Genomic DNA, 24,788 nt, shown 5'->3' on the forward strand with positions numbered 1-24,788 from the left:
CTACCTCTCCCCCTTGGCAAAAAGACCTGTTGGTTTCACGGTTAATATTACGACTAAAAGAATGAATGCAATGATGTCTTTATAATCATTTGAAATATAAGTTGCGCCCAGGCTCTCACTGAAACCTAGGATATATCCGCCTACGATCGCCCCCGGGATGCTCCCCATCCCGCCCAATATGATAATGACGAATGCTTTTAGGATGACTAAATGCCCCATGCCGGGAAAAACAAGGTTAATCGGTGATGCAAGGGATGAAGCGATGGCTGCTAATCCTCCCGATATCATGAAGGTAAGCATTGCGACTTTATTAATGTTGATTCCCACTAATGAAGCACCTTCACGGCTTTGGGACATCGCTATAATCGTCGAGCCGGCATAAGTTTTCTTTAGGAAAAGGTAAAGTAAAACCATCACTGCGATAGCTGATATGATGATCAATAATCGCTGAAGTGTGAACGTCAGGCCCATGATATTGACCACTTGGCCGTATGGAGAAGGCATTGTATGGAAGTCGGCACCCCAGACAAATTGGGCAAAGGCTTCAAGAAAAAGGAGAATTCCGATTGCCGCTATCTTATCGTGCAATGGAGGTGCCTCCCTTAACAGGCGAAACACGAAACGTTCCAAAAGGACTCCCAACAAACCAACAACGATAATGGATACGAACATGGCAATCCAGTAATTGACCCCATATAAGGTCATCATTGATAACGTGATATATCCACCCAACATATATAGGGCACCGTGGGCAAAGTTCGGGATATGCAATATTCCATATACTAGCGTCAATCCCAGGGCAACAAGACTATATACGCTGCCAATCGTCAAACCATTAAAAAGCTGCTGGATCAAAATTTCCATTTACTTCCTCCTTGAAAATTATTGAATTTCACTTTGCTGTTCATTCCCTGGCCTACCATCCTGTCCATATTTTGAAAGCACACCTCTGTGATGAAAAACACTTTAATTTTTCCCTCACAGGCTCAACCTCCCGGGGAGGAATAGTAAGTATTATTTCCCTATATTCTCCACCTACAGATAAAGATTAGGTATAGCGAAAAAAAAAACCGATTGTTTGTTAGCGCTTTCATTTTTAATGACAACTTATTACTGTACATGACGTTTTGTCCTCATTCATTCTGCCTTATGAATCTAGGCGGTACGATTGTGCAGACAAGCAGATGCTGATTTTAGGGATAGCCAATGATTACAACTTCTCATTTAATAACGGTTTACCCATGGTAATCGTCTTGTTCGTTCACCCCTTCCACACCACTAAAGGACCATTACGCAGATTAATTTCCTGTATGTAGATTATTTCTTGTATTATAAATGCAAGTGCCGTGCCAACATGAACTCACCGACAATTAGGCTATTCACCAGTCAGTGAATTCATTATTGAATTGTAAAAATCAAAAGTAACGATTCCATACGGGATGTTCGTCATTCACTATTGACTGAAAAAATCATTTCTGAATCAATAAAATAATTAAATGAAGACATTAAATGAAAGGGATCCAATAATAACCTTCACAGCCTTAATCGTTTTAAGCAAGTCCAGGTTAAAATGCACAAAAAAACAGCACCCTCCATTGTTGGATGGTTTCCAACAATGGAGGTGCTGTTCAAACTAACCTATTCTTTTCCACTGACCTTTAATCGGTATTTTTTAAGTTTCCTCACAATTGTTGCCTGACTGGAATCTAGGGCCTCTGCGATTTCATATGTAGTTTGGTAGGTTTGAGCCGCTTTCGTCAAGATTTCCTTTTCGGCTCTTTCCACCGCTTCTTTTAAAGTTAGGGTATCATTGAGGTTCGGCTGATTCCGATTTTCCGGCTGATATTCTTCCGGAAGGTCGTTAATCGATAATATTTGATTATCCGTCAGCACGACGAGCCTTTCCACTATATTAATCAATTCACGGACATTTCCTGGCCAATCATGTTGATAAAAATATTCCTTCAACCGCGAATCTATTTCTTTTGAGAATTTATATTGTTCGTTTGCTTTTGTTAAAAATAAGTCAGTCAATGCCAAGATATCCTCCCTTCTTTCCCGTAGAGGAGGAATCGTAATCGGAATGACATTCAGCCTATAAAAGAGGTCTTCACGAAACTCACCCGCTTTGACCATTTCCGATAGATTTCTGTTCGTGGCTGCTATTATGCGAACATCGATCTTCTTTGGCTTTGTTCCACCGATTCTTTGAATCTCCCTTTCCTGAAGGGCCCGAAGCAGCTTCACTTGAAGTTGCAGGGGAAGCTCACCAACTTCATCCAGGAATAAGATCCCACTCTCTGCAAGCTCAAACATCCCTGGTTTGCCTTTTTGATTGGCTCCGGTAAATGCCCCTCCTTCATATCCAAAGAGCTCGGATTCCAATAAATCAGCAGGAATTGCCCCACAATTTATTTTGATGAAATCTCCTTTTTTAGATCGGATGCTCCGATTATAAATATTTCGGGCAAGGACATCCTTTCCAACACCCGTTTCTCCCAGAATGAGTACTGTCGCATCTATATCCGATATTCTTTCAGCAATTTCATAAATCATTTTCATTTTATCACTGACAAATACGACTCCATCCTTACTTGTTATCTTCCGCAGTTTTTCGATTTCCTGCTTATATTGATTATTCAGTTCATTTACTTTCGTCAACTCGTGCATCAGTTCATTTAAATCGGATAAATCTCTTATATTCGTAACGACTTGCTCTATTTCCCCTTCTGCATTAAAAACGGGACTTCCTGTAATCAATGTTTCCTTTCCAGCAAAATTATCCTGTACGACTGATACCGTTCGTCTCAGCTTCACTACCTTATGCGTCACCGAAGCATTCAGAATGCCGCGTTTAATTAATTGGTCCACCGATTTGCCGATATAATACTCTTTTGGTATGCCCGTGATCCGTTCAATTGCCGAATTGGTATAAAGCGTGATTCCATCTTGATCGGTGATGTATATTCCATCATAGGAATTTTCGATAATGGCATCCAGTGCGCGATTCAATTTATCCGTTTCATGCGCATCAATCAATAAATCGTCCAAAAATTCTGTTTCACTGCCTATATATAGAATATTGTCAGCATCCATTTGTTTCATTAATAAAAATAAATACCGCTTATCATGCAGCCTTGCAGCTGCAAGCCTTTTATTATCGAGAAATTGCCACTCATCGAATTGTTCGGTTAGTGTATTATTACCATCCTGACTTAACGATTGATTAAAATAGTTGCCCCAATCCTTTATCCGATTTTCAGAATCCACGACTAGTGCAGGGATGGTCGACTCTTTGAGCAAATTAATCCGAGAATCCTGTTTCACTTGATTCATTACTATTCACCGCCGCAAAAAGAATTCTTTTTAAGTACAATTCTGGATAATTTTCGAAACTCCTTTAAAATTGTCGAATTTCGCTCCAAAAAAAGTAGTGATGAAATAATTTTCATCACTACTTTCCCTCAGTAAGTCTTAAAAATAACCTCTCCACTGATTGCTTCCTTACCTGACTGGTTAGTGGCCGCAACTTTGAAAAAATATCTATCCCCATTTTTTTCTTTTAGATCCGCTTGAAGGGTTATGACATCATTCAAGAAAACCATACCTTTGAAACGAATCTTGTATTCTTCGATAAAACCAATTTCATATAGATTACTGAAAAGCTTAGCGAGGTTTCCCATCGTCCACATTCCATGCGCGATGATACCGGGAAGACCAGCATTTTTTGCTTCCTCATCAATCGTATGAATGGGATTGAAATCACCTGATGCGCCGGCATATTTAATGAGGTCCAGTCGCGTTACAGGCGCAAGCTCGATGGAATGTAACGAGTCACCAATATGCAGTTCGGTTAATGTCGTCACTTACTCATCACCATCCTTCTGATCGTTTCATTTATAATGACAAGCTGTTCAGCAGTGAAGACGATTTCCCCATTTGCATCCGTCCCATAATTTTTAAAGGCTAGAAATCCCATTTCCCCTTGTTTTCCTTTTTTCTCATAATAGTCTTTCACTTCCGTATAACAGGTGATTTCTTCCCCTACCTTCAGCGGCCTGTTATAGCGATATATCTGCTCACCGTGAATCAACCCTTTATTCGGTAGATTTAAGCTTTCAATCGTCCCAAAATCAAATACCCTTGGGAAAGTTGGTGGAGCGATATTCGTTCCGTACCTTGATTGCCTGCCTATTTCTTCATCTATGAAAATTGGGTGGGGATCACCAATCGATAATGCGAATTTTTTAACGGCTCCCCGTTCAACTATATTTTTAACGGGGTTGGATCGTTTTCCAATACTTTCGTTGAACATAACATCCCGCCTTTTCCCTTAATTTTTTGGACCGCCCGCAACATATAAAACCTGCCCGCTAATGAATGAGGATGCTTCATCGGCAAAGAATGCAACAGCATGAGCGATATCACTTGGCAAACCGCTTCTGGCAACAGGAATACTGTTTGCCCTGTCCTGGATGAATTGCTCAAAACTCACTCCCACTCGCCTAGCTGTTTCTTTCGTCATTTCGGTTTCGATAAAACCTGGTGCTACCGAATTAGCCGTTATCCCGTATTTGCCCAATTCGATTGCCAGTGTTTTTGTTAACCCCTGAAGTCCGGCTTTAGCAGCTGAATAATTAGCCTGCCCGCGGTTCCCGAGGGCCGAGGTGGATGATATATTGATGATTCTTCCGTATTTATTTGCAACCATATGCTTCTGGGCAGCACGTACTGCATTGAAAGTACCTTTTAAATGCACATCCATTACCGTCTGCCAATCTGAATCGGTCATTTTGAAAAGTAGATTATCCCGGATGACCCCAGCATTATTCACGAGAATATCAAGCGATCCGAATGTGTCGGCTATTTCTGTTATGGATGCTTCCACTTCTTCGGGATTGACCACATTGGCAACTTTTGTAAAAATGGTATAACCCTTATCCCTTAATTCATTTCCCGTTGATGTCAAAACCTCTTCGTTGATATCGATAATCGCTACGTTTGCGCCTTCACTGGCAAATAGTTCGACGATCGCCAGGCCAATCCCCCTGCTTCCACCTGTAACTAATGCCGTTTTCCCTGAAAATCTCCCTGTCATAATCGTTTCCTCCTAATCTATTATAAAAATTGCCCTACTTTAACATGTCCCTTAATCAAATTTCGGGAAATGATCATACGCTGTATTTCATCCGTACCATCATAAATCCTCCAAAGCCTGGCTTCGCGGTACCAACGTTCGATGGGAAGCTCCTTCGTATAGCCCATGCCACCGTGAATCTGCAATACACGATCAACGACCCGATTCCCCATATTGGCTCCATAGAGTTTAGCCATTGAAGCTAAATGGCGGTTGTCTTCTCCATTATCAAGTGTAAAAGCCGCATTCAATACAAGCCATCTTGCAGCTTCAATTTCTACGGCCGAATCAGCTATCTGCCATTGAATGGCCTGGCGCTCCGCGATCGGTTTACCGAAAGTTACTCGTTCTTTAGCGTATTCTATAGCCATTTGCAGCAATCTTTCTGCCGAACCAACAGCACGTGCGCCCACGATCCATCTTGCAAACCCAATCCATTCCAAGCCTAGTTTATAGCCGCCATGCACTTCCCCTAAGATGTTTTCTTCGGGTACCCTGACATTATCAAAAACTAAACCTGCCGGTCCCCATTCTCCCATCGTATTGATATATTCTGATCTCCAGCCCATATCACGGTCTACAATGAAACAGGTTACCCCTTCCGTCCCGGTTGCTTGATGACGTTCTTTGTCAGTTACAGCAATGGCCATGACGAAATCGGCATCATTTCCTCCAGTGATGAATGTTTTTTCTCCGTTAAGCACCCATTCATTCCCTTCTTTTACTGCCGTCATTTTAATATTTCGCGTATCAGACCCAGCCCCCGGCTCCGTCATGGCAAAACAGGACTTTTTCTCACCATTAATAGTAGGGATCAGATATTTCTGTTTCTGTTCTTCATTTGCATAATAAAGTATGTTATCAGCCGAACCTCCAAAGCTGAATGGTACAAACGTTTTTGATACTTCCATCAAGACAATTGCCATCATAAGCTGCCCTAAGTCTGCCCCGCCATATTCCTCTGGGGTATTGATGCCCCAAAACCCAGCTTTTTTTGCTTTTTCCTGTAAATCTTTCAATGTTCCCTCTGGTAAACTAGGCTTCCCTGCCATTTCATTGCGAAGCACTTCATTTTCCAAGGGTATCAATTCATTTTCCACGAACTTGCGTATTGTTTTTTGTACCATTTTTTGTTCATCTGATAGTCGTAAATCCATATTAACCCCTCCGCTTTCCAATTAGACTAGTTTTGATATTTTCTCTTCAATTGTCCGGTAATGATATTTTTTTGGATTTCGGACGTGCCTTCATATATTCTAGTGATTCGGGCATCCCGATAAAAACGTTCAACTGGATAATCCTTCATGTATCCCATACCGCCATGAATTTGAACGGCCTTATCAGCGACACGATTATATACTTCCGAACCATACAACTTTAGCATTGCCGCTTCTTTAATGATTTTTTCTTTCTGATCGACCATCCATGCAACCCGGTATGTGAATGAGCGAAGTGCTTCTATTTCCATTGCCATCTCGGCAATCATATGGGATACAGCTTGATGATCTATGATCGGCACATTGAATTGTTCACGTTCTGTGGCATATTTAGTAGATAGATCGAGCAAGTACTGACAGGACCCTAAATTACGGGCAGCAAGGCCTGCCCGGCCATTTGCAAGGATCTTCAATGCATTTACATACCCTTGTCCAACGTCCCCCAGTACATTTTCGGCAGGAACCTCGCAATCTTCAAAAACCAATTCGGCAGAATGTGAGCCTCGAAGACCCATCTTCCTTTCCAGGCTACCAACTCTAAAACCCGGAAAATCCTTTTCTACTATGAATGAGGTGATTCCTTTTGCCCCTTTATCTTTGTCCGTTACGGCCATAACCGTAAAAATATCTGCTACATCAGCATTCGTTATATAATGCTTAGTCCCGTTAAGTATATATTTATCGCCATTTTTGACTGCCGTCATTTTGAGGTTCGTAGCATGTGACCCCGCTGCAGGCTCAGTTAAAGCAAAAGCACCAATTCTATTACCGCTTGCCATATCTGGTAGATACTTTTCCTTTTGCATTTCATTGCCCATTTCGACTATCCCTACCGTCCCTATGCCGGTATGGGCCCCAATCAGAGTGGTATACCCATTATGTGTTTTGCCGATTTCCTCATATAAAGCGCATTTTCCCACCATCCCGATTCCGAGCCCGCCATACCTTTCCGGGATACTAAGCCCGAATAGCCCGATTTCCTTCGATAAATTTATAATGGATTCCGGGATATGATCTTCATCCTCTATCTGCATGGAAAATGGATCGATTTGCTCTTCGATAAACTGGCGTATATTTTCTTTTAATAACAGGATGTCTTCATCTAAGCGAAAATCCATTTGCATTCCCCTTTATCTTGAATTGGTTGTTAGCGCTTTCATATATTATCCGAATAAGCGATATGTTTTTCCTGAAGTTTGCGTTTTAAGATTTTACCTACTGCCGTCTTAGGAAGTTCACTTTCAAATGTGATTGCTTTTGGGACTTTAAAGGCAGCGAGCTGCTTTCGGCAATAATCCTTCAATTCGTTTTCAGTTATTCTTTCACTTGGTTTTAGAACTACCGCTGCATGTACCGTTTCACCGCGATATTGATCGGGAACGCCAAAGACGGCAGCTTCCAGAACCTTAGGATGGCTGTATAAGACATCTTCAATTTCTATTGGATATATATTGAACCCGCCTGCTATGATCATTTCTTTCTTCCGTCCCACAATGTAAAAGAAGCCATCTTCATCCATCTTGGCAATATCACCGGTATGAAGCCATCCGTTTTGAATCGTCTGCCGCGTTTCTTCAGGCATGCCCCAATAACCTTTCATTACCTGTGGACCCTTTATGACCAATTCACCTGGTGTATCAACCAAGAGTGCAGGCTCTCCTGTAATACTGTCAATTATGGCGGCATCCGTATTTTGTATCGGAATCCCGATACTTCCGGGTTTTTGCAGGCCGCTAACTGGATTCCGGTGCGTGACTGGTGACGCCTCGGACAGGCCATAGCCTTCTGCAATCTTTGTCCCGCTCAGTTCGTTAAACCTTGACAATACATTCAATGGCAATGGTGACGAACCCGAAACGCAAGATTTCAATGTATGCAAATCAAATGGATGGGACTGGTAATATTGTAATAAAGCAATGTACATCGTCGGTACCCCTGGAAAAATAGTCGGTTTAAGATCATTGATAATATCGACGATCTCCGTCACCTCAAACTTGGATACAAGAATTAATTCCCCGCCATTATAAAATGTCAGGTTCATCCCTGAAGTCATGCCGTAAACATGAAATAATGGGGAAACGCCAAGTACCCTTTCCTTACCCTTTTGAGTATTGATTCTTGAAGTGGCTGCACTCTGCAGCGTATTGGCTACTATATTACGATGTGTTAGCATCGCCCCTTTAGAACGCCCTGTCGTTCCTCCTGTATATTGGAGGACGGCGACATCTCTAGCAGGATCAATCTCCACACTGAAATCCGCTTCTGTTACTGTTAGCAGTTTTTTTGTCATTTCACATTTGCCCTTTTCCAGCGACACGCTTAACACCTTTTCAACATCGGTTGCAGCTATAACGGCTTCAACTACTGGTTTTAAATCATCTAGCACAATGATGTGCCTTGCACCTGAGTCTTTCAGGACATGTATTAATTCGTTCGCCTTATACATTGGATTGATTTGGACAACAATGGCTCCATTCAAAAGAGTTCCAAAAAAACCAATTGGATATTGTGGACAATTAGGAAGCATAAGAGCCACTCGATCTCCCTTTCCAATCCCTTCAGCAGCAAGCGAGCGGGCACATCTTTTCACTAATGTCCCCAACTCTGAATATGTATACCTTTGCTCCCTGAACGTAACCGCTGTTTTATCCGAATATTGTTCGACTGATTGATAAAATAGTTCCGTCAAAGACATGTCAGGAATATCAATCTCGCTTGGGTTTCCTTGCGGGATATGTTTTTTCCAAGGTCTATCCATTGGCCCTCCCCTTTCTTCATTCAAAAAAATAAAGAAGTCATACTAAACAATATGCAAGGAGTGTGCCAAAAATAAATCGTTATGTTACGCTGATTCATTCAATGGTAAAATTCAAAATTGAATTATTTGCTGCGCCCTTAATAATATTAGGTTCATAATGCTAGGATTTAAAATTGACTCAATAAGTCATTTTTGAATTTAGAGATGCTTTCGTAAAAGGTATCAACTTGTAGTACGGGGCATGTGGAGAAGGATATTATTTGAAAATAAAACGGGATGCTGATCAAGATCAGCATCCCGTTTTAAAAAATGATTCACTGCTCTATGGCGGAGTCATCTTCCAATGATATTTTCCATAATTCTTTCGCTTTTCCACTGACCGTTTCATCAAAAACAAATGATCCATTCGTATATCGATCATGATTTTTTAATGAAGCGGCATGAATCGTTTCAATGGTTCCCTTTTCAGAAAGAATGAATAGGCTGTCCGTTTTGTTAATGATATCAAATCCAATGACCCTATGAGGATTCGATTTCAATTCCCTCAAGACCACGACACCGCGTTTTGCCCGGCTCGTTTTTTCAAACTCGGTTAATTTCATTTTCTTTATGGCCCCGCGCTGTGTAACGATAAAGATCGATTCTTTACTATCCTTGGCCAAAACCTTTCCGCCAATGACATAATCATCTTCTTTCAAATTAATCCCTTTGACTCCTGCTGCCCGAACACCGACAACACTTACTTCTTCTTCATCAAACCATAAACCATAGCCATTATGGGTGACCAGGAAAAGGTCAGCCTGTCCATTGGTATGATGGACATCGACAAGTTCATCGTCACCTTTTAAATTGACACCAACCAGCGGTTTTGAATGACGCTGGGCTTTATAGGAAGCTAATTCTGTCTTTTTCACCATACCATTTTTCGTGATGAACAATAAGAATTCCGGCACGGCAAACTCTTTGATTGGAATCGCTTTTATGATTTGTTCTTCCCTGTCGATTGGTATGATGTTCGCGATATGCTGACCGGTTTCCTTCCAACGAATATCAGGAAGCTGATGAACTGGACAATAGAGGTAGTTCCCTTTGGATGTGAACAGCAACAGGACATCAGTTGTATTCATCTCCAGCCTCTGGAGCAGGCGATCGGAATCCTTCATGCCAAAATCAAGACCGCCTGATGCTGCATAGGATCGTAACGAAGTCCGTTTTACATAGCCTTCTTTCGTCACGGTCACCATCACGTCCTCACTCGCAATCAATACTTCAAGATTGATTTTGATTTCTTCAATTTCTTTTTCGATTTTGGAACGACGTCCGTCATCAAAGCCCTTTTTAATGAATCGAAGTTCTTTTTTAATTACTTGAAGAAGAACCTTTTCACTGCCAAGAATCTTTGTCAATTCCTCAATTTTGTTTTTCAATTCCGCCGCCTCTGCTTCAAGTGCTGTAATATCCGTATTTGTCAGCCTGTATAGCTGCAAGGAGACAATGGCTTCAGCTTGCGCTTCTGTAAAATCGAATTTAGCAATGAGGTTATCTTTGGCATTCCGTTTGTCTTTAGATGCCCGGATGACAGCGATGACCTCATCTAATATGGACAAAGCCTTCACTAAACCATCGACGATATGTGCCCGGTCATGTGCCTTTTGCAACTCATAACGTGAACGGTTCACGATTACCTCTTTACGGTGTTCGATATATGCATCGAGCATTTTTGGCAGGCTCATCAATGTTGGCCGTTTTTTATAAATCGCGACCATATTGAAATTGTATGCAATTTGAAGATCGGAATTTTTGTATAAATAATGCAGGACTCCATTTGCATCTGCTTCTTTTTTCAGTTCGATGACAATCCGCAGTCCCGTACGGTCGGTCTCATCCCTAACTTCGGCGATACCTTCCACTTTCCGGTCCAGACGGAATTCATCCATTTTCTTAACAAGGTTTGCTTTATTGACTTCATATGGGATTTCAGTGATGACGATTTGCTGTTTGCCCCCCCGAATCGTTTCCACTTCCGCCAACCCGCGAATGATTATTTTCCCTTTACCTGTCTCATAGGCCTTACGAATGCCTTCAATGCCTTGGATGATACCGCCAGTAGGAAAATCCGGCCCTTTAATCACCGTCATTAAGTCAGCGACAGTCGCTTCCGGCTTATCGATTCGCATAATGGCCGCATCAATGACTTCACCTAGTTGATGTGGCGGGATTTCAGTGGCATAGCCTGCTGAAATTCCTGTAGAGCCATTTACAAGCAGGTTAGGGAACATTGCTGGCAATACAATGGGCTCCTCTGAAGTATCATCAAAGTTCGGTACAAAATCGACCGTCCTTTTTTCAATATCCCGCAGCATCTCGGAGGCAATCGACGAAAGCCTTGCTTCCGTATACCGCATCGCAGCAGGAGGATCGCCATCAATACTACCGTTGTTTCCGTGCATTTGGACCATTACCTTCCGCAGCTTCCAGTCTTGGCTCATCCGAACCATTGCCTCATAAACGGATGAATCTCCGTGAGGGTGATAGTTACCAATTACATTACCGACCGTTTTTGCGGATTTCCTGAATCCTTTTTCCTGGGTATTTCCTTCGACATGCATCGCATACAATATCCTGCGCTGCACCGGTTTTAAACCGTCCCTTGCATCTGGAAGTGCCCGATCTTGGATGATATATTTACTATAACGCCCGAAGCGGTCACCAATTACCTCTTCAAGCGGCAAATCTCGAAACGTTTCTTCAAATACCATCGTTAATGACCTCCTCTTCAATCGACATATTTTCATTATCTAAAATATTCGATTCCTCTTCGAGACCAAAAGCGACATTGGCTTCAATCCACTTACGACGCGGTTCAACCTTATCTCCCATCAACGTTGTCACACGTCTTTCCGCACGGGCACCATCATCGATCTTCACACGTATCAATGTCCTTGTTTCCGGGTTCATGGTGGTATCCCATAATTGATCGGCATTCATCTCACCCAGCCCTTTATAGCGCTGAATCATATAGCCTTTCCCCACCTTGTCTATCGCTCCCTGAAGTTCCTCGTCGCTCCAAGCATATTCAATGACTTCTTTCTTCCCGGTCCCTTTACTCACTTTATATAAAGGGGGCAAGGCAATGTAAACCTTTCCAGCCTCTATTAACGGCTTCATATAGCGATAAAAGAATGTCAGCAGCAGCACTTGGATATGGGCTCCATCGGTATCGGCATCAGTCATGATGATCACTTTATCATAGTTAGTGTCAGGCGTATTGAATTCCGCACCGACACCTCCGCCGATTGCATGGATGATCGTATTTATTTCCTCGTTTTTAAAAATATCCGCCAGTTTTGCCTTTTCCGTATTGATAACTTTACCCCGCAATGGCAGCACTGCTTGGAATCGGCGATCGCGTCCTTGTTTAGCGGATCCCCCAGCAGAGTCCCCTTCTACAAGATACAGTTCATTCCGTTCGGGATTTTTCGATTGAGCTGGTGTTAATTTCCCAGAAAGGATGGCATCGGATTTTTTCCTTTTCTTCCCGCTTCTTGCATCTTCGCGAGCCTTGCGTGCCGCTTCCCTTGCTTGGAACGCTTTAATCGCTTTTTTTACCAATAGGGTACTCGTGGTCGGATCTTCTTCAAAAAAGTAGGCTAAGTGCTCTGATACGATGGAATCGACTGCAGAACGGGCTTCACTTGTTCCAAGCTTGCTCTTGGTTTGTCCTTCGAATTGAAGAAGTTCTTCAGGGATACGTACTGAAATGATTGAAGACAAGCCTTCACGTATATCGGTACCTTCGAGGTTTTTATCTTTTTCCTTCAATAGCCCCATCTTTCTGGCATAGTCATTAAATGCCCGTGTCATGGCCGTTTTTGCGCCAATCTCATGGGTGCCTCCATCTTTTGTACGAACATTATTTACAAAGCTTAAAATATTCTCTGAATAGCCATCGTTGAATTGAAAGGCTAGTTCGACTTCTATCCCATTTTGTTCCCCTTCTAAGCTGACCACACTATGAAGGGTCTCTTTTTCTTCATTTAAATAATCGACAAACGCTTCAATGCCATTTTCATAGTGAAAAACTTCATTATGGTCGTTACGCTCATCCGTCAATTCTATCTTCATGCCTTTTAAAAGAAAGGCTGATTCGCGAAGACGCTCACATAGGATTTCATAATTAAAAGTAGTCACCGAGAATATTTTTGGATCGGGCTTGAAGTGGATCTTGGTACCGGCTTGATTGGTTTTACCGATTTTCTCCAGAGTGGTTTCTGGCTTTCCGCCATTGAAAAACCGTTGTTCGTAAATGAACCCGTCCCTTTTGATTGTCACGACAAGCCATTCAGACAACGCGTTAACGACCGAAGCACCGACTCCATGAAGCCCTCCACTCGTTTTATATCCGCCTTGTCCAAATTTACCTCCAGCATGAAGAATCGTCAAAATGACTTCAGGCGTCGGTTTACCTAATTTATGCATGCCAATAGGCATTCCGCGCCCTTTATCAGACACACTTACACTGTTATCTTTATGTATTTTCACACTAATTTGGTCTCCATATCCAGCTAAAGCCTCATCTACGGAGTTATCTACAATCTCGTACACTAAATGATGAAGTCCGCGTGCATCAGTACTGCCGATATACATACCGGGACGTTTTCTGACCGCTTCGAGTCCTTCCAGTACCTGAATTGCATCATCATTGTACTCGATTGTTTTTACTTTCTTTGCCACAGAAATTCCCCTTTCCTTACTAAAACACAATTTCCGGGCCAAATCATACTGCAATGAAATGACTCACTAGCTAAACAAATCCATTAATACGTTAATATCATATAAAAAGTATAATACTTTTACGAACAAAGAACAAGTGTTCTATTTTTTTGTCCTTTTTATTAGCGTTAGCACATTTATGTGGAACAAAACGTATCATAGCTACCTTTCTAATTGTAGCGGTAAATTTTCATTTGGCAAATATACTTTTACTATTTTTAATCAAATTAAGCGTCCATGGCTTAAATTTGCCCTGCCTATTGACTTCTTTCGGTCGAAATACAGCCACACCTTAACAAAAAGAGCGGAAGATCCGCTCTTCATTTTACTTAGTAAGGGCGTGTTCGACTTTTATACATCGATTCATGATGACAGTATATCCTTTTTCTTTCAAGAAATTATAGGCTTCTTCATTTTCCACACCCTGCTGGGCCCAAAAGATATCAGCATCGATTTCTGCAAATTCCTTGGCTATCTCCGGTAGGAACTCTGAACGGCGGAAAACATTGACGATATCGACGTGACCTTCAATATCTTTCAGGGCTTTAACCGCCTTGACACCCAGCACTTCAGATACAGCAGGGTTTACCGGGATGATTTCATAACCGCTATCCTGCATGGCCTTCGATACCATATAAGAAGTACGGTCAGGGTTATTAGATAAACCAACGACAGCTATGCGCTTCGATTTTTTCAACATCTTTCCCATTTCTTCTCTGCTCGGATTTTCTATCATTCTTTTCTATCCCCTTTATAATAAAATGTAATATTTGAATAAAGAGTATTCCTTAAAAAAGGTATTTTACAGAGGAAGCTGTTTATTACCATTATTAAGAAAAACCATTATACAAGAAAGAATAAGTTTCGAAAAGGCATGTTCACTTAACTTTCTTTATGTTCATACAGACTACCACGGATTGTAACAATTTATACAAGGAGGCATCCTTCATTTTATATTTACGAAAATAAGGAACCCTAAACCTTTCACCCTTCATGAACTTAACGTATATCAAAAGATGTAAGTTCATCAAGGAAAATCATTTTTTTAGTGGATTTTTTTTGGACAGCCGTACCATTTTGTCACGAAAATGTTACAATAAGAGAAGCTTAACAGGTGTTTTAAAGCTGTTTTTGGCTATTTCTACACGTTTATTTTTGAAAAAGGGAACAATCGCCCCTGAACGTGATAAAAAAAAGAAGATTTTTCTTAAAAGAAAGGGTAATAGAATGCTTACATTTATCACTATACTGGCTGCCTACCTGATCGGTTCGATTCCTTCCGGTTTAATAATCGGTAAAGCTTTCTACAAAATCGACATCCGGGAGCATGGCAGTAAGAATCTAGGCGGGACAAATACCTTCAGGACACTTGGTGTCAAGGCAGGGCTTACCGTTACTATCATGGATATACTTAAGGGTACCCTGGCAACTTTTCTTCCGTATATGCTAGGCGTGGACATGCATTTATTGCTAGCCGGAGTTATTGCGGTAGTCGGGCATATGTTTCCCATTTTCGCAAACTTTCGGGGCGGAAAAGCGGTGGCTACTTCTGCTGGTGTCATTCTTGCTTATGAACCATGGTTTTTTGTCTTTGCCGTCATCATTTTCTTTATATCCTTATACATATCCAAATATGTCTCGCTTTCATCCATGATTGCTTGTCTACTTGCTCTCATCTACAGTTTAGTTTTTCATATTGATGATTTGGCGCTCATTATTGTAATCAGTATAATAACGATCTTCATTTTTTACCGGCATCGCGCAAACATCAAGCGGATTATCGATAAAACTGAACCTAAAGTAAAATGGTTATAAACATGTAAAAATAGGCCCGTATGCATGGGCCTATTTTCCATTCTACAATTCATTTGCCGTGTTATTCAGGATATCGGCATGCCTCGAAACTTTTTCAGTAGCGTTTCCTATTTCCTGGATGATTGACACTAATTCCTTAATTGTCATTTCCATTTCTGCAGAATCCGCTATATTCCCGTTGATGACTCCGATTATTTCATCGAAGGAATTTTCCGTCAATTCAGATTCTTTCTCGCCTGCTTGAACTACTTCCTTGACCCTTAGGACAGAATCAACAACATCCTTCATATATTCATTTGATGTTTGCACGATTGCATCTATTTCAGCTATCGACTTCTTAGTCTGTTCAGCAAGTTTCCTGACCTCATTCGAAACAACCGCAAATCCATTACCATGTTCACCTGCCCGTGCTGCCTCGATGGCTGAGTTCAATGATAGTAAATTTGTCTGGTCGGCCATTCCCTGTACAAGCTTAACAAACTCGGTGATGCTTAAGAAAGATTGGTTTAATAAAATGATCTTTTCATCAACATTTTTCATGAAATTAACAAGGTTTTGTATCTTTTCCGTTAAGATCTGCATGCGCTTCTGCCCCTCTTCAGCCATTGTTTTTGAACGAAGTGATTGATCAGCGCGCGTTGCGATCTGCATTTTGACAAATTGCCCGTTTTCTATCAATTGCTTAACGGAAGCATCCGTTTCTTCACTTAAATACAAGACTTCTTCACTAACTAACGAGATTTTCCTTTTTACTTCCTCTTTTATTTCTTTATATTGATTTTCCCTAGCTTTTAAATGTTCAACTTCATATGCCTCAAGGACTAATTGCTGTTCGAGATTTAGTATCTTTCCTATCGCTGATATTAATGCCCGCTGCTCATCTTCATTCTTGGTTTGTTCAAAGACAATTCTTTGAAAGTGATTCTGTACATTTTGAAAACCCGATGAATACCACCGGGGCTGTAAGCCAATACGATAATGAGTCTTCGCCACCTTTGTCCGCAATTTAACAAAATCATCGTCAATCAAACCATTGAATAAAGATAGCATATGGGTAATTAACGTTTTCCTCAATTTTCCCACCGTGCTGTGTTCAGTGATTATCCCTTTCAATTCAGGAACCTGCAGAATCGTTTGATAAAAGGCATCAACAACTCCCTCTACCTGGGGCTCGATTGCCTCTCTAAAGGCATGTATCAGCTTTAAATCGATGATAGTCACCTGCATTTTCACCTGTTCACTGCTTACATCCAATATGCCCTCTGTTTCTTTTGCTTTTTGAAACCAGATTGCTTTTTCCTGCTTCGCTTTTATGAAGATCCCCATATCCCACTCCCCCTGATTTTGTAATTCACGATAAAGCGGATCCAAGATATTCTACCCAATACTACACAGGTCTTTATATCCATAACGTTTAAAGTGAACCAAATTCACATAAAAATAATAATCTATTTAGACTATACGCATTTTATTTTGGCCTCATTTCAAGTCTTTTGTCAAGGTAAAAAGTCCTAACATGCTTTTACATTAATTTCCCATCAAATCAATAGTATGGTTTTCGTTTAATGGATAAATGGTCAAGTAAGGATTGAATAATTGAAGAACAGAGGCTACACTGGAACTAGCTATTATATACGATAGGAGAAAGTGCCATGAAGCCATTGCAAATATCACCGGAAACCGCATTAAAGTTATCCAAGTCACTAAACTTGCCTTTAGAGCAAATCATGCATATGCCTACACCCGTTTTGCTGAGAAAGCTTGCCGAGGCTGAAGCAAAAGAAAAAGGAAATACAAAATAGCTGCAGGAATCTGCAGCTATTTTTGCATTTCCTTTTCTGTCATCTATGGAATCCTGCCAGTAACTAATTAAATACTCTTGCCTTATAAATCGGCATATAACATGCCTTCTTTATATTGTAAATAATCCCCACTTAACCGACTGTGCTGGATGATCTCATACCCATAAATATCCTTTTGAGCCAATAATGACAATAGCACCTCGTACTCCCTTTTAACATCTCGTTTTCCGTAAATCCTCACAATAAATAATTTCAGAACCTTGCTAAAAAATACCAAAATCACTAATATTCTTCTGCTACTCTGTGTGATATTTAGCTTAGGAATCAAAAAAGCAAAAAAACCGCACATAGGCGGTTTAATTGAAAGTCAATTCTTTTGCCCAATCAGGCAAAGGCTTTTTCTTGACTGATATTAATTGTTCATTTTCATAGGTACAGACGAATTCTTGTGGTGGTTCATCCTGTAATATATCTTTTAGGTAATACTTTATGTTGGACACAACATCAATTGCCTCCATAACCCATTGATATGGCTTCCAGGCAAGTTCCCCTTCATCACAGGCAGATAGCCCGCCCCCTGCATCTTCAGCTCTGTAAACATACATTCCACCCGTTTGATTCCATGTCACGATTCCTCGAAAGGCCATCCCCCTTACTTTCAATCCAGTTTCTTCAAGAATTTCGCGTTCCATCGATTCATCGATGGTTTCACCTTGTTCTATCTTCCCGCCTATGCCATTCCATTTATGCTTATTGGGATTCTTTTGGCGAAATAGCATCAACACTTCGACTTCGTTGAATTTTTTTCGAGTTATGAAACAAATATTATAGATAATATCCATGGGTTAAATCCTTTCTTGAACGCACATTATTCGCATCTACTTCATAATTACTTTATACTTAAATAACGAACCTCTAGGAAGGAGAATGAGTATGAAACTGACCATTTCCGATCAAGCAGCTAAGTGGTATATTGATGAGCTGGGGCTTCAAGAAGGCTCTCATTTACGCTTTTATGTAAGATATGGCGGGCATAGTACCGTCCAAAGCGGCTTTTCATTAGGTATCATGCAGGAAGAACCTGAAACTGCAGCAGCCGCAACAACTATGAATGAGATTAATTTTTATGTAGAAGAAAAGGATTTATGGTACTTTGATGGTCACGATTTACTTATTACTTTTAATGAAAAACTGACTGAACCAGAATTTCACTATGAAAAGAGTGCTTGACAATAAACAGCGGTGTAACCGCTGTTTTTTTCTTGTTCAATCGAGCAGACGCTCTTTAATATCTTCCGCTCTAAGAATTTCCGCTTGCTTTTCCCCTAAAAGATCGAAATGTGAATAGCCATCCTTCCTGTGATGAATCCACTCTTTTTTAAGCCCGTATTGCTTACCCCACTCCGATAAACGCCGTAAATCTTTGCATCCCACTTTTGTAACCGTCTTGCAACCGGGAAATCGGTCATCCAGCCAATAATGAGTTAAAAAAGCAATTTGGCCTTGATCGATTTTCTGCTTCCAGGCTACTACGTCTACCCGTTTAATCCCAAAAGCCATCTTTTGATCACCTCAATAATTATAATTAAACCAATTCATCCTGCTTTTTATTTTTCTCATAGGCCTCATGCCATTCAGGATACATGCGTTTAATGGATATCGGGCGGAAGCTCTCCTTTTTAACGCAAACGTGGGAAGAATGACCTGTAGCCGCTACTTCATTTTTCCCATTAACGATCTCATACCCATAAACGACCCGCAAGCCGTCATATTTTTCAATCCAGGTTTTAATTTTTACCTTATCACCATATCTAACAGGGGTTTTATACGAAGCCTGAATATCCATAACAGGTGAGAGGATGCCATCCGCTTCCATATCAGCATAATAAAACCCTAAATCATTTATCAATTTTGTCCTGCCTAGTTCCATCCATATTAAATAATTCGCATGGTAAACAACACCCATTTGATCTGTCTCTGCATACCGCACTTCAATTTCGTTTTCAGCTATGAACATTTTGTTTCCCCACTTTCATTTCTATTGCAATAAACATTTTACCATAACAATTGTGCAAAATTCATTTAAGCTGTCTTAATCTGGACTGCTTCCCTTCAATGAACCTAAATAAAAGAGGAGAAAGATTTCTTGCCTCTTTCTCCCCTTTACCTAGTTATTTACATATTATCGTTACTATAACCGCTTTCCCGAGCTTCCTGCTCATCTTGCATTTCTTCCTTCATTCCATCAATGCTCTTTCTTCTTCGTTCATTTTTAGCCTGAATTGCCTGTTTTTCCTCCCCTGAAGAAAATGATAACGTTTCATTTGCAGCTATTATGTTCTCTTCCGTATTTTCTATTGCATCTTGAATTTTTTCAACATTATCCAAACGATTATCCGGATTGTTCTTATTTGTGCCCATTAATTTCACCTCATGTTTTTTTATTTACATAATATTATTACGATTACTTTATTAAGCCTTGATTACTCGCCTTTAGTTTGAATGACCTGAGGATGTTTCCCGGATTTGTCCTGCATTTTCTTACCGTTATTCCCACCTGCTGCTATTGGTTGTGTCCCTAGATGGCTCGGTCTAAAGTGTTTGGAATCTTTTTTTGGATTACCCATTTTATCGCCTCCTTCTCTTATCCTTCTCTTATCATGGATAAAAAAGAGGAAATTCATGAATGCCAGTTTTTGAAAAAGCCATGAAAAAAGAGCCAGCACCTTGAAGGGACCTTCATGGCACTGGCTCTTTTTAAGCATAAACCTATTCAGCCTTTTGCATATGTTTTTTTTCAAGACGTTCCTCAAGTCTTTCCATTTGCTTAACGTCCATCAATAATTCCCTTTTATTTTCTTTAATTAATTCTTCAAATGTCCTTTTTCTTTTCTTCATACTTTTCACCTACTTATTTTTAATATAATTTTCAGTATTGCCAAATTAACGTAAAATTATGACTATATGGTTTACATCCCTTTAATTGTCATAATTATCAGATTTTTAACCTGATTAAAATTCCATTTATCCGCTCTCTATACTTTAACCCTTTTTTCATGAACATTAACCATAATTTTTTAAATTTTTCGATTTTTTCATTAAAGTTTGACAACTTTGTTAACAAATAATAAAACAGAACTTCATAAGGGTTCCTTCAGAATGTAGACTAACCTCGATGAAAATCGAGGTTGTCTACAGTTTTTTTGGTTTGTACAATGTACGTTGATTTCCTCTCCAGGCACTCGCTTTCCGGGGCGGTCCTGGACTCGCTTTTCCCGCAGGAGTCTCGTACCTTCCGTTCCAATCAACTTTGTTTTAACTATTAGATAGAACCCTTTTGCCTAAAGTCTTCACTGCCTTAAAATAGAATTAATAAAACTTGAGGTGATGAGGATACTTTCTAAACATGATTCTATTCAGCGAGATCGAACTGGAAATGATTACTTTATACCAACTGGTGCCACGTAAAATGGAGGCTGCCATTGACAAAAGGGTTCGGAATTTTTTAATTCCGCCCCCCCTCTTGTCTACAAACTGAAACGGAACCTTTATAGGTTCCGTTTCAGTTTGTAATTTTCCCTCCGACTGCCGCCAAGTCTCCTAGCCCCATGCATCTAGCCGGGTTTGGGCACCGAGTTTCGCTAATTCCTTCAATACTGTTGGAACTTCATAAAGTTCCCCTACTGCATACTATTTATATTTCGTTCCATATCTTTTAATTGCATGGCTGAAATTACCTTATTCCTGATGATGCCTTGTTTGTCGATGAAGTAAGTTGTCGGTATGCTAAGAATCTTGTAGCGCTCATTCACTGGATTTTTGGCACTTTGACTGTCCAGCGGTATGGTAAAAGTAATTCCATTATCCTCTACAAATGCTTGTACATCATTTTCAGGGTCAATATTGACGGCAAGTACGACGACATCATCACCCGCTTGCTGTGTATATTTCTCCATATCCGGCATTTCCTTCTTGCAAGGCGGACACCACGTTGCCCAAAAATTCAGCATTACCTTTTTGCCCTTATAATCCGATAATTCAACTTGTTTCCCATCCAAAGTTTTCAGGGAGAAATTCGGTGCTTTAGCTCCAATTTTCAATCCGCCCAAAGCATCTTTTTCGTTATTTTCCTTTGAGTCATTATCCATCGCCTGCACAATCGCTACAGTAATAAGTGATAGTAAGGCCACCGAAGCAATAATTTTTTTAAGCATACTCGTCCCCCTAGTCCCATTACAATAAAAATATTAGTCCATTTCCAGAAATAGAACAACTTCCCTATTCCATCTTAACAATAAAAGGACCTCCGGAAAAGTGCAATTCCTTTAAATCATAACATGATATCACATTGTTTCATAAACTTGACACAAAAAAAGCGGTAAACCTGATAAGTAGGTTTACCGCTTCCTAAAAGCTGAAATTAGCCTTTTAATTTATTACGTAATACCATTTGAAGGATACCACCGTGACGGTAGTAGTCGATTTCGATTTCGGAATCGAAACGAACAAGTACATCAAATTCTTTTACGTTTCCAGCTTCATCAGTAGCTGTAACTGTTACGATATCACGTGGTTTAACTGTTTCGTCGATTTTAACTGCAATCGCTTCTTTACCAGTCAATCCTAGTGTTTCAGCGTTTTCGCCTTCTTTGAATTGAAGAGGAAGAACACCCATTAACGCAAGGTTAGAACGGTGAATACGTTCGAAGCTTTCAGCGATAACTGTTTTGATGCCAAGAAGGTTAGTACCTTTTGCAGCCCAGTCACGAGAGCTTCCCATACCATAGTCTTTACCAGCAATTACAGCAAGACCTGTTCCATCAGCTTTGTATTTCATACAAGCATCATAGATAGCCATTACGTCGCCAGTTGGCCAGTAAGTAGTGAAACCACCTTCTGTACCTGGAGCAACTTGGTTACGGATACGAATGTTAGCGAATGTTCCGCGCATCATTGCTTCATGATTACCACGACGAGAACCGTAAGAGTTAAAGTCACGTGGTTTCACTCCGTTTTCACGAAGGTAAATACCAGCTGGTGTATCTTTACCGATTGCACCTGCTGGTGAAATGTGGTCAGTTGTTACTGAGTCACCGAATTTACCTACTACGCGCAAGCCGGAAAGCGGGTTAACGGAACCTGGTTCTGGTGATAATCCTTCAAAGAATGGAGGATTTTGAATGTATGTTGATTTAGAATCGAAAGCATAAATCGCTTCGTTGCTTGTTTGGATTTCATTCCAACGTTTGTTATCGTTGAATACTGTTTCGTATTCTTTACGGAATAATTCCGGTGTAACTGTTGCTTTAACAGCAGCGTTAACTTCTTCTTGTGATGGCCAGATATCAGCAAGATATACATCGTTACCATCTTTGTCTTTACCAAGGGAATCATTGTTAAGATCGAAGTCCACAGTTCCAGCAAGAGCATAAGCTACAACCAAAGTAGGTGAAGCAAGATAGTTTGCTTTTACAAGTGGGTGAATACGACCTTCAAAGTTACGGTTACCAGAAAGTACTGAAGTTACTAATAGATCTGCTTCAGCAACAGCTGCTTCGATTTCATCAGCCAATGGACCTGAGTTACCGATACATGTTGTACAGCCGTAACCAACTACGTTGAATCCTAATTGATCAAGGTATGGTTGAAGACCTGCATCACGAAGGTAACCAGTAACAACTTTAGAACCTGGTGCCAATGATGTTTTTACATAATCCGGAACAGTCAAGCCTTTTTCAACTGCTTTTTTAGCAATAAGACCTGCCCCAAGCATTACGTATGGGTTAGAAGTATTTGTACAGCTTGTGATTGCAGCAATTGCGATCGCACCTGTTTTCATTACCGTTTCTTTACCATCGGCAAATTTAACAGTTACTTCTTTATCCAATTCAGAATTGTCCATGCCGAAACCTTGGTTACCCATAGGTGCATTGATAGCATCATGGAAAGATTGTTTCATTTGAGAAAGTGGAATCAAATCTTGCGGGCGTTTAGGGCCTGAAAGGTTTGGTTCAATTGCTGAAAGGTCGATTTCCACAACATCATTGTATGCTGGATCTTCGTTTTCAGGAGAGTAGAACAATCCATTTTCTTTGCAGTAAGATTCAACCACTTTAATTTGTTTTTCATCACGTCCTGTTAAACGCATGTAATCGATCGCTTCTGCATCGACAGGGAAGAAACCAACTGTAGCACCATATTCAGGAGCCATGTTAGCGATTGTTGCACGGTCAGCAAGTGGAAGGTATCCTACTCCAGGACCGTAGAACTCAACAAACTTACCAACTACGCCGTGTGCACGAAGAACTTGAGTCACTTTCAATGCAAGGTCAGTAGCTGTTGTTCCTTTAGGAAGTTGACCAGTCAGTTTTACACCGACTACTTTAGGTACCGGGAAGTATGAAGGCTGTCCAAGCATGCCTGCTTCTGCTTCGATACCGCCGACGCCCCAACCAAGAACACCAATACCGTTGATCATTGTAGTATGAGAATCTGTACCGAATACAGAGTCAGGGAATACTTCAAAATCGCCGTTTGGAGTTTCAACTGCATGCACTACGTTCGCAAGGTACTCAAGGTTAACTTGGTGAACGATACCAGTTGCTGGTGGAACCGCACGGTAGTTATTGAATGATTTTTGAGCCCAGCTTAGGAACTGGTAACGCTCTGCATTACGTTCGAATTCAAGATCCATATTGGCATCAAGGGAATCGATTGTACCTGCTTTATCAACTTGTACAGAGTGGTCAATTACAAGGTCAACTGGAATTTCCGGGTTGATTTTGTCAGGATCTCCACCAAGTGCAGCGAATGCATTACGTAGAGAAGCTAAATCAACAACAACTGGAACACCAGTGAAATCTTGTAGGATAACACGAGATGGTTTGAAAGGAACATCTATATCTTGTTGCTCGCTTGTTCCCCATTTAGCAAGGTTCGCAACATGTTCTTTTGTGATTACTCTTCCGTCTACTTGGCGAAGTACCGCTTCAAGTAACACTTTAATGGAATATGGAAGGCGAGATACTTGGCCGTCCCCTGCTTTTTCAATAGCGTCTAGGCTGTAGTAGTTGTAGCGTTTCCCTTCAATTTCAAAGGACTTACGCGCTTGGTATACGTCATTTTTCGTCATGAATATTACCCCCTATTAAACTGTCAGAACGTATTCTGCACATAAAAGTAAAACCTGGTTCACTGAAACCATGTTTACTATAAATATAAGTAAAAAAGTTAGTTTGTCGAATTTTCTCTCTCTTCTCCCACCCTAACTCTTCCTTCAACTTAAT

General features: G+C 40.6%; 24 protein-coding genes. 3 read left to right on the forward strand and 21 right to left on the reverse strand.

Going from position 1 to position 24,788, the window contains the following annotated elements:
• The 11 genes from ACQKMF_RS08640 to ACQKMF_RS08690 all read right to left on the reverse strand — a co-directional run bounded on the left by ACQKMF_RS08640 (window position 1) and on the right by ACQKMF_RS08690 (window position 14,621).
• Window positions 1-864 (reverse strand): branched-chain amino acid ABC transporter permease, encoded by an 864-nt coding sequence (locus ACQKMF_RS08640; protein WP_402942513.1) that lies wholly within the window; start codon window positions 862-864, stop codon window positions 1-3.
• A 774-nt stretch (window positions 865-1,638) separates the two neighbouring features.
• Window positions 1,639-3,336, reverse strand: coding sequence for a sigma-54 interaction domain-containing protein (locus ACQKMF_RS08645; RefSeq protein ID WP_402942510.1), 1,698 nt, complete (start codon window positions 3,334-3,336; stop codon window positions 1,639-1,641).
• 128 nt (window positions 3,337-3,464) lie between these two features.
• Window positions 3,465-3,866, reverse strand: coding sequence for a MaoC/PaaZ C-terminal domain-containing protein (locus tag ACQKMF_RS08650; protein WP_402942508.1), 402 nt, complete (start codon window positions 3,864-3,866; stop codon window positions 3,465-3,467).
• Window positions 3,863-4,315 (reverse strand): MaoC family dehydratase N-terminal domain-containing protein, encoded by a 453-nt coding sequence (locus ACQKMF_RS08655; protein WP_101221909.1) that lies wholly within the window; start codon window positions 4,313-4,315, stop codon window positions 3,863-3,865. Before ACQKMF_RS08655 ends, ACQKMF_RS08650 begins: the two co-directional genes overlap by 4 nt.
• An 18-nt stretch (window positions 4,316-4,333) precedes the next feature.
• Window positions 4,334-5,098: an SDR family oxidoreductase gene (locus ACQKMF_RS08660; RefSeq protein WP_427572626.1), complete on the reverse strand. Its 765-nt coding sequence runs from the start codon at window positions 5,096-5,098 to the stop codon at window positions 4,334-4,336.
• Window positions 5,099-5,118: 20 nt separating this feature from the next.
• Window positions 5,119-6,294 (reverse strand): acyl-CoA dehydrogenase family protein, encoded by a 1,176-nt coding sequence (locus ACQKMF_RS08665; protein WP_402942502.1) that lies wholly within the window; start codon window positions 6,292-6,294, stop codon window positions 5,119-5,121.
• A gap of 26 nt (window positions 6,295-6,320) precedes the next feature.
• Complete coding sequence (locus ACQKMF_RS08670; protein ID WP_063233560.1) at window positions 6,321-7,472, reverse strand: acyl-CoA dehydrogenase family protein; 1,152 nt, start codon at window positions 7,470-7,472, stop codon at window positions 6,321-6,323.
• Window positions 7,473-7,510: 38 nt separating this feature from the next.
• Window positions 7,511-9,112, reverse strand: a complete 1,602-nt coding sequence (locus ACQKMF_RS08675) for a long-chain-fatty-acid--CoA ligase (RefSeq protein ID WP_427572628.1) — start codon at window positions 9,110-9,112, stop codon at window positions 7,511-7,513.
• A 314-nt stretch (window positions 9,113-9,426) separates the two neighbouring features.
• A complete protein-coding gene (gene parC / locus ACQKMF_RS08680; RefSeq protein ID WP_427572630.1) occupies window positions 9,427-11,871 on the reverse strand; it encodes a DNA topoisomerase IV subunit A in 2,445 nt (814 codons plus the stop codon).
• On the reverse strand, window positions 11,861-13,846 hold the full coding sequence (parE, locus tag ACQKMF_RS08685; RefSeq protein WP_137018490.1) for a DNA topoisomerase IV subunit B: 1,986 nt from the start codon (window positions 13,844-13,846) through the stop codon (window positions 11,861-11,863). Before parE ends, parC begins: the two co-directional genes overlap by 11 nt.
• A gap of 364 nt (window positions 13,847-14,210) precedes the next feature.
• Window positions 14,211-14,621 carry a CoA-binding protein gene (locus tag ACQKMF_RS08690; protein ID WP_230176391.1) on the reverse strand — a complete coding sequence of 137 codons (411 nt, stop codon included), beginning with the start codon at window positions 14,619-14,621 and terminating at the stop codon, window positions 14,211-14,213.
• Between the two features lie 491 nt (window positions 14,622-15,112).
• On the opposite strand from ACQKMF_RS08690, the gene plsY reads away from it, so the two are divergent.
• On the forward strand, window positions 15,113-15,700 hold the full coding sequence (gene plsY / locus ACQKMF_RS08695; protein ID WP_230176392.1) for a glycerol-3-phosphate 1-O-acyltransferase PlsY: 588 nt from the start codon (window positions 15,113-15,115) through the stop codon (window positions 15,698-15,700).
• Window positions 15,701-15,742: 42 nt separating this feature from the next.
• Here the strand turns inward: plsY and ACQKMF_RS08700 are convergent, their stop codons facing one another.
• Entirely contained in the window at window positions 15,743-17,026 is a 1,284-nt protein-coding gene (locus ACQKMF_RS08700) for a protoglobin domain-containing protein (protein WP_427572633.1), read from the reverse strand.
• 326 nt (window positions 17,027-17,352) lie between these two features.
• On the opposite strand from ACQKMF_RS08700, the gene ACQKMF_RS08705 reads away from it, so the two are divergent.
• Window positions 17,353-17,502 carry a YycC family protein gene (locus ACQKMF_RS08705; protein WP_065310839.1) on the forward strand — a complete coding sequence of 50 codons (150 nt, stop codon included), beginning with the start codon at window positions 17,353-17,355 and terminating at the stop codon, window positions 17,500-17,502.
• Between the two features lie 82 nt (window positions 17,503-17,584).
• Here ACQKMF_RS08705 and ACQKMF_RS08710 read toward each other — a convergent pair whose 3' ends face one another.
• Window positions 17,585-17,701, reverse strand: a complete 117-nt coding sequence (locus ACQKMF_RS08710) for a helix-turn-helix transcriptional regulator (protein ID WP_230176393.1) — start codon at window positions 17,699-17,701, stop codon at window positions 17,585-17,587.
• 157 nt (window positions 17,702-17,858) lie between these two features.
• Window positions 17,859-18,344 (reverse strand): NUDIX hydrolase, encoded by a 486-nt coding sequence (locus ACQKMF_RS08715; protein ID WP_427572636.1) that lies wholly within the window; start codon window positions 18,342-18,344, stop codon window positions 17,859-17,861.
• Between the two features lie 91 nt (window positions 18,345-18,435).
• Here ACQKMF_RS08715 and ACQKMF_RS08720 point away from each other — a divergent pair, with 91 nt between their 5' ends.
• Window positions 18,436-18,732 carry a HesB/YadR/YfhF family protein gene (locus ACQKMF_RS08720; protein WP_101221899.1) on the forward strand — a complete coding sequence of 99 codons (297 nt, stop codon included), beginning with the start codon at window positions 18,436-18,438 and terminating at the stop codon, window positions 18,730-18,732.
• Window positions 18,733-18,768: 36 nt separating this feature from the next.
• Here ACQKMF_RS08720 and ACQKMF_RS08725 read toward each other — a convergent pair whose 3' ends face one another.
• From ACQKMF_RS08725 to acnA, 7 genes are all read right to left on the reverse strand, one after another.
• Entirely contained in the window at window positions 18,769-19,062 is a 294-nt protein-coding gene (locus ACQKMF_RS08725; RefSeq protein ID WP_101221898.1) for a hypothetical protein, read from the reverse strand.
• Between the two features lie 25 nt (window positions 19,063-19,087).
• Entirely contained in the window at window positions 19,088-19,519 is a 432-nt protein-coding gene (locus ACQKMF_RS08730; RefSeq protein WP_034312417.1) for an acyl-CoA thioesterase, read from the reverse strand.
• Window positions 19,520-19,677: 158 nt separating this feature from the next.
• Complete coding sequence (gene tlp, locus ACQKMF_RS08735; protein ID WP_063593348.1) at window positions 19,678-19,923, reverse strand: small acid-soluble spore protein Tlp; 246 nt, start codon at window positions 19,921-19,923, stop codon at window positions 19,678-19,680.
• Window positions 19,924-19,985: 62 nt separating this feature from the next.
• On the reverse strand, window positions 19,986-20,129 hold the full coding sequence (locus ACQKMF_RS08740; protein ID WP_057275900.1) for an acid-soluble spore protein N: 144 nt from the start codon (window positions 20,127-20,129) through the stop codon (window positions 19,986-19,988).
• A 142-nt stretch (window positions 20,130-20,271) separates the two neighbouring features.
• Window positions 20,272-20,400, reverse strand: coding sequence for an FbpB family small basic protein (locus ACQKMF_RS08745; protein WP_072272906.1), 129 nt, complete (start codon window positions 20,398-20,400; stop codon window positions 20,272-20,274).
• A 782-nt stretch (window positions 20,401-21,182) separates the two neighbouring features.
• Window positions 21,183-21,716: a TlpA disulfide reductase family protein gene (locus ACQKMF_RS08750; protein WP_101221897.1), complete on the reverse strand. Its 534-nt coding sequence runs from the start codon at window positions 21,714-21,716 to the stop codon at window positions 21,183-21,185.
• Window positions 21,717-21,922: 206 nt separating this feature from the next.
• The gene (gene acnA, locus ACQKMF_RS08755) at window positions 21,923-24,634 is read right to left on the reverse strand and encodes an aconitate hydratase AcnA (protein WP_101221896.1); all 2,712 of its coding nucleotides are present in this window, start codon (window positions 24,632-24,634) and stop codon (window positions 21,923-21,925) included.
• Window positions 24,635-24,788: the final 154 nt, after the last annotated feature.

It is taken from the genome of Peribacillus sp. NPDC101480, assembly GCF_050277335.1.
Classification (GTDB): domain Bacteria; phylum Bacillota; class Bacilli; order Bacillales; family DSM-1321; genus Peribacillus.

Coding starts and splice junctions, on each gene's coding strand:
- ACQKMF_RS08730 (WP_034312417.1), bottom strand. CDS start 19,519: ATGTTCATAGCTGAAAACGAAATTGAAGTGCGGTATGCAGAGACAGAT.
- ACQKMF_RS08690 (WP_230176391.1), bottom strand. CDS start 14,621: ATGATAGAAAATCCGAGCAGAGAAGAAATGGGAAAGATGTTGAAAAAA.
- ACQKMF_RS08740 (WP_057275900.1), bottom strand. CDS start 20,129: ATGGGTAATCCAAAAAAAGATTCCAAACACTTTAGACCGAGCCATCTA.
- ACQKMF_RS08640 (WP_402942513.1), bottom strand. CDS start 864: ATGGAAATTTTGATCCAGCAGCTTTTTAATGGTTTGACGATTGGCAGC.
- ACQKMF_RS08745 (WP_072272906.1), bottom strand. CDS start 20,400: ATGAAGAAAAGAAAAAGGACATTTGAAGAATTAATTAAAGAAAATAAA.
- ACQKMF_RS08655 (WP_101221909.1), bottom strand. CDS start 4,315: ATGTTCAACGAAAGTATTGGAAAACGATCCAACCCCGTTAAAAATATA.
- plsY (WP_230176392.1), top strand. CDS start 15,113: ATGCTTACATTTATCACTATACTGGCTGCCTACCTGATCGGTTCGATT.
- ACQKMF_RS08750 (WP_101221897.1), bottom strand. CDS start 21,716: ATGCTTAAAAAAATTATTGCTTCGGTGGCCTTACTATCACTTATTACT.
- ACQKMF_RS08725 (WP_101221898.1), bottom strand. CDS start 19,062: ATGGCTTTTGGGATTAAACGGGTAGACGTAGTAGCCTGGAAGCAGAAA.
- ACQKMF_RS08700 (WP_427572633.1), bottom strand. CDS start 17,026: ATGGGGATCTTCATAAAAGCGAAGCAGGAAAAAGCAATCTGGTTTCAA.
- ACQKMF_RS08720 (WP_101221899.1), top strand. CDS start 18,436: ATGAAACTGACCATTTCCGATCAAGCAGCTAAGTGGTATATTGATGAG.
- ACQKMF_RS08645 (WP_402942510.1), bottom strand. CDS start 3,336: ATGAATCAAGTGAAACAGGATTCTCGGATTAATTTGCTCAAAGAGTCG.
- ACQKMF_RS08715 (WP_427572636.1), bottom strand. CDS start 18,344: ATGGATATTATCTATAATATTTGTTTCATAACTCGAAAAAAATTCAAC.
- ACQKMF_RS08675 (WP_427572628.1), bottom strand. CDS start 9,112: ATGGATAGACCTTGGAAAAAACATATCCCGCAAGGAAACCCAAGCGAG.
- tlp (WP_063593348.1), bottom strand. CDS start 19,923: ATGGGCACAAATAAGAACAATCCGGATAATCGTTTGGATAATGTTGAA.
- parC (WP_427572630.1), bottom strand. CDS start 11,871: ATGGTATTTGAAGAAACGTTTCGAGATTTGCCGCTTGAAGAGGTAATT.
- ACQKMF_RS08705 (WP_065310839.1), top strand. CDS start 17,353: ATGAAGCCATTGCAAATATCACCGGAAACCGCATTAAAGTTATCCAAG.
- acnA (WP_101221896.1), bottom strand. CDS start 24,634: ATGACGAAAAATGACGTATACCAAGCGCGTAAGTCCTTTGAAATTGAA.
- ACQKMF_RS08665 (WP_402942502.1), bottom strand. CDS start 6,294: ATGGATTTACGACTATCAGATGAACAAAAAATGGTACAAAAAACAATA.
- ACQKMF_RS08660 (WP_427572626.1), bottom strand. CDS start 5,098: ATGACAGGGAGATTTTCAGGGAAAACGGCATTAGTTACAGGTGGAAGC.
- ACQKMF_RS08670 (WP_063233560.1), bottom strand. CDS start 7,472: ATGGATTTTCGCTTAGATGAAGACATCCTGTTATTAAAAGAAAATATA.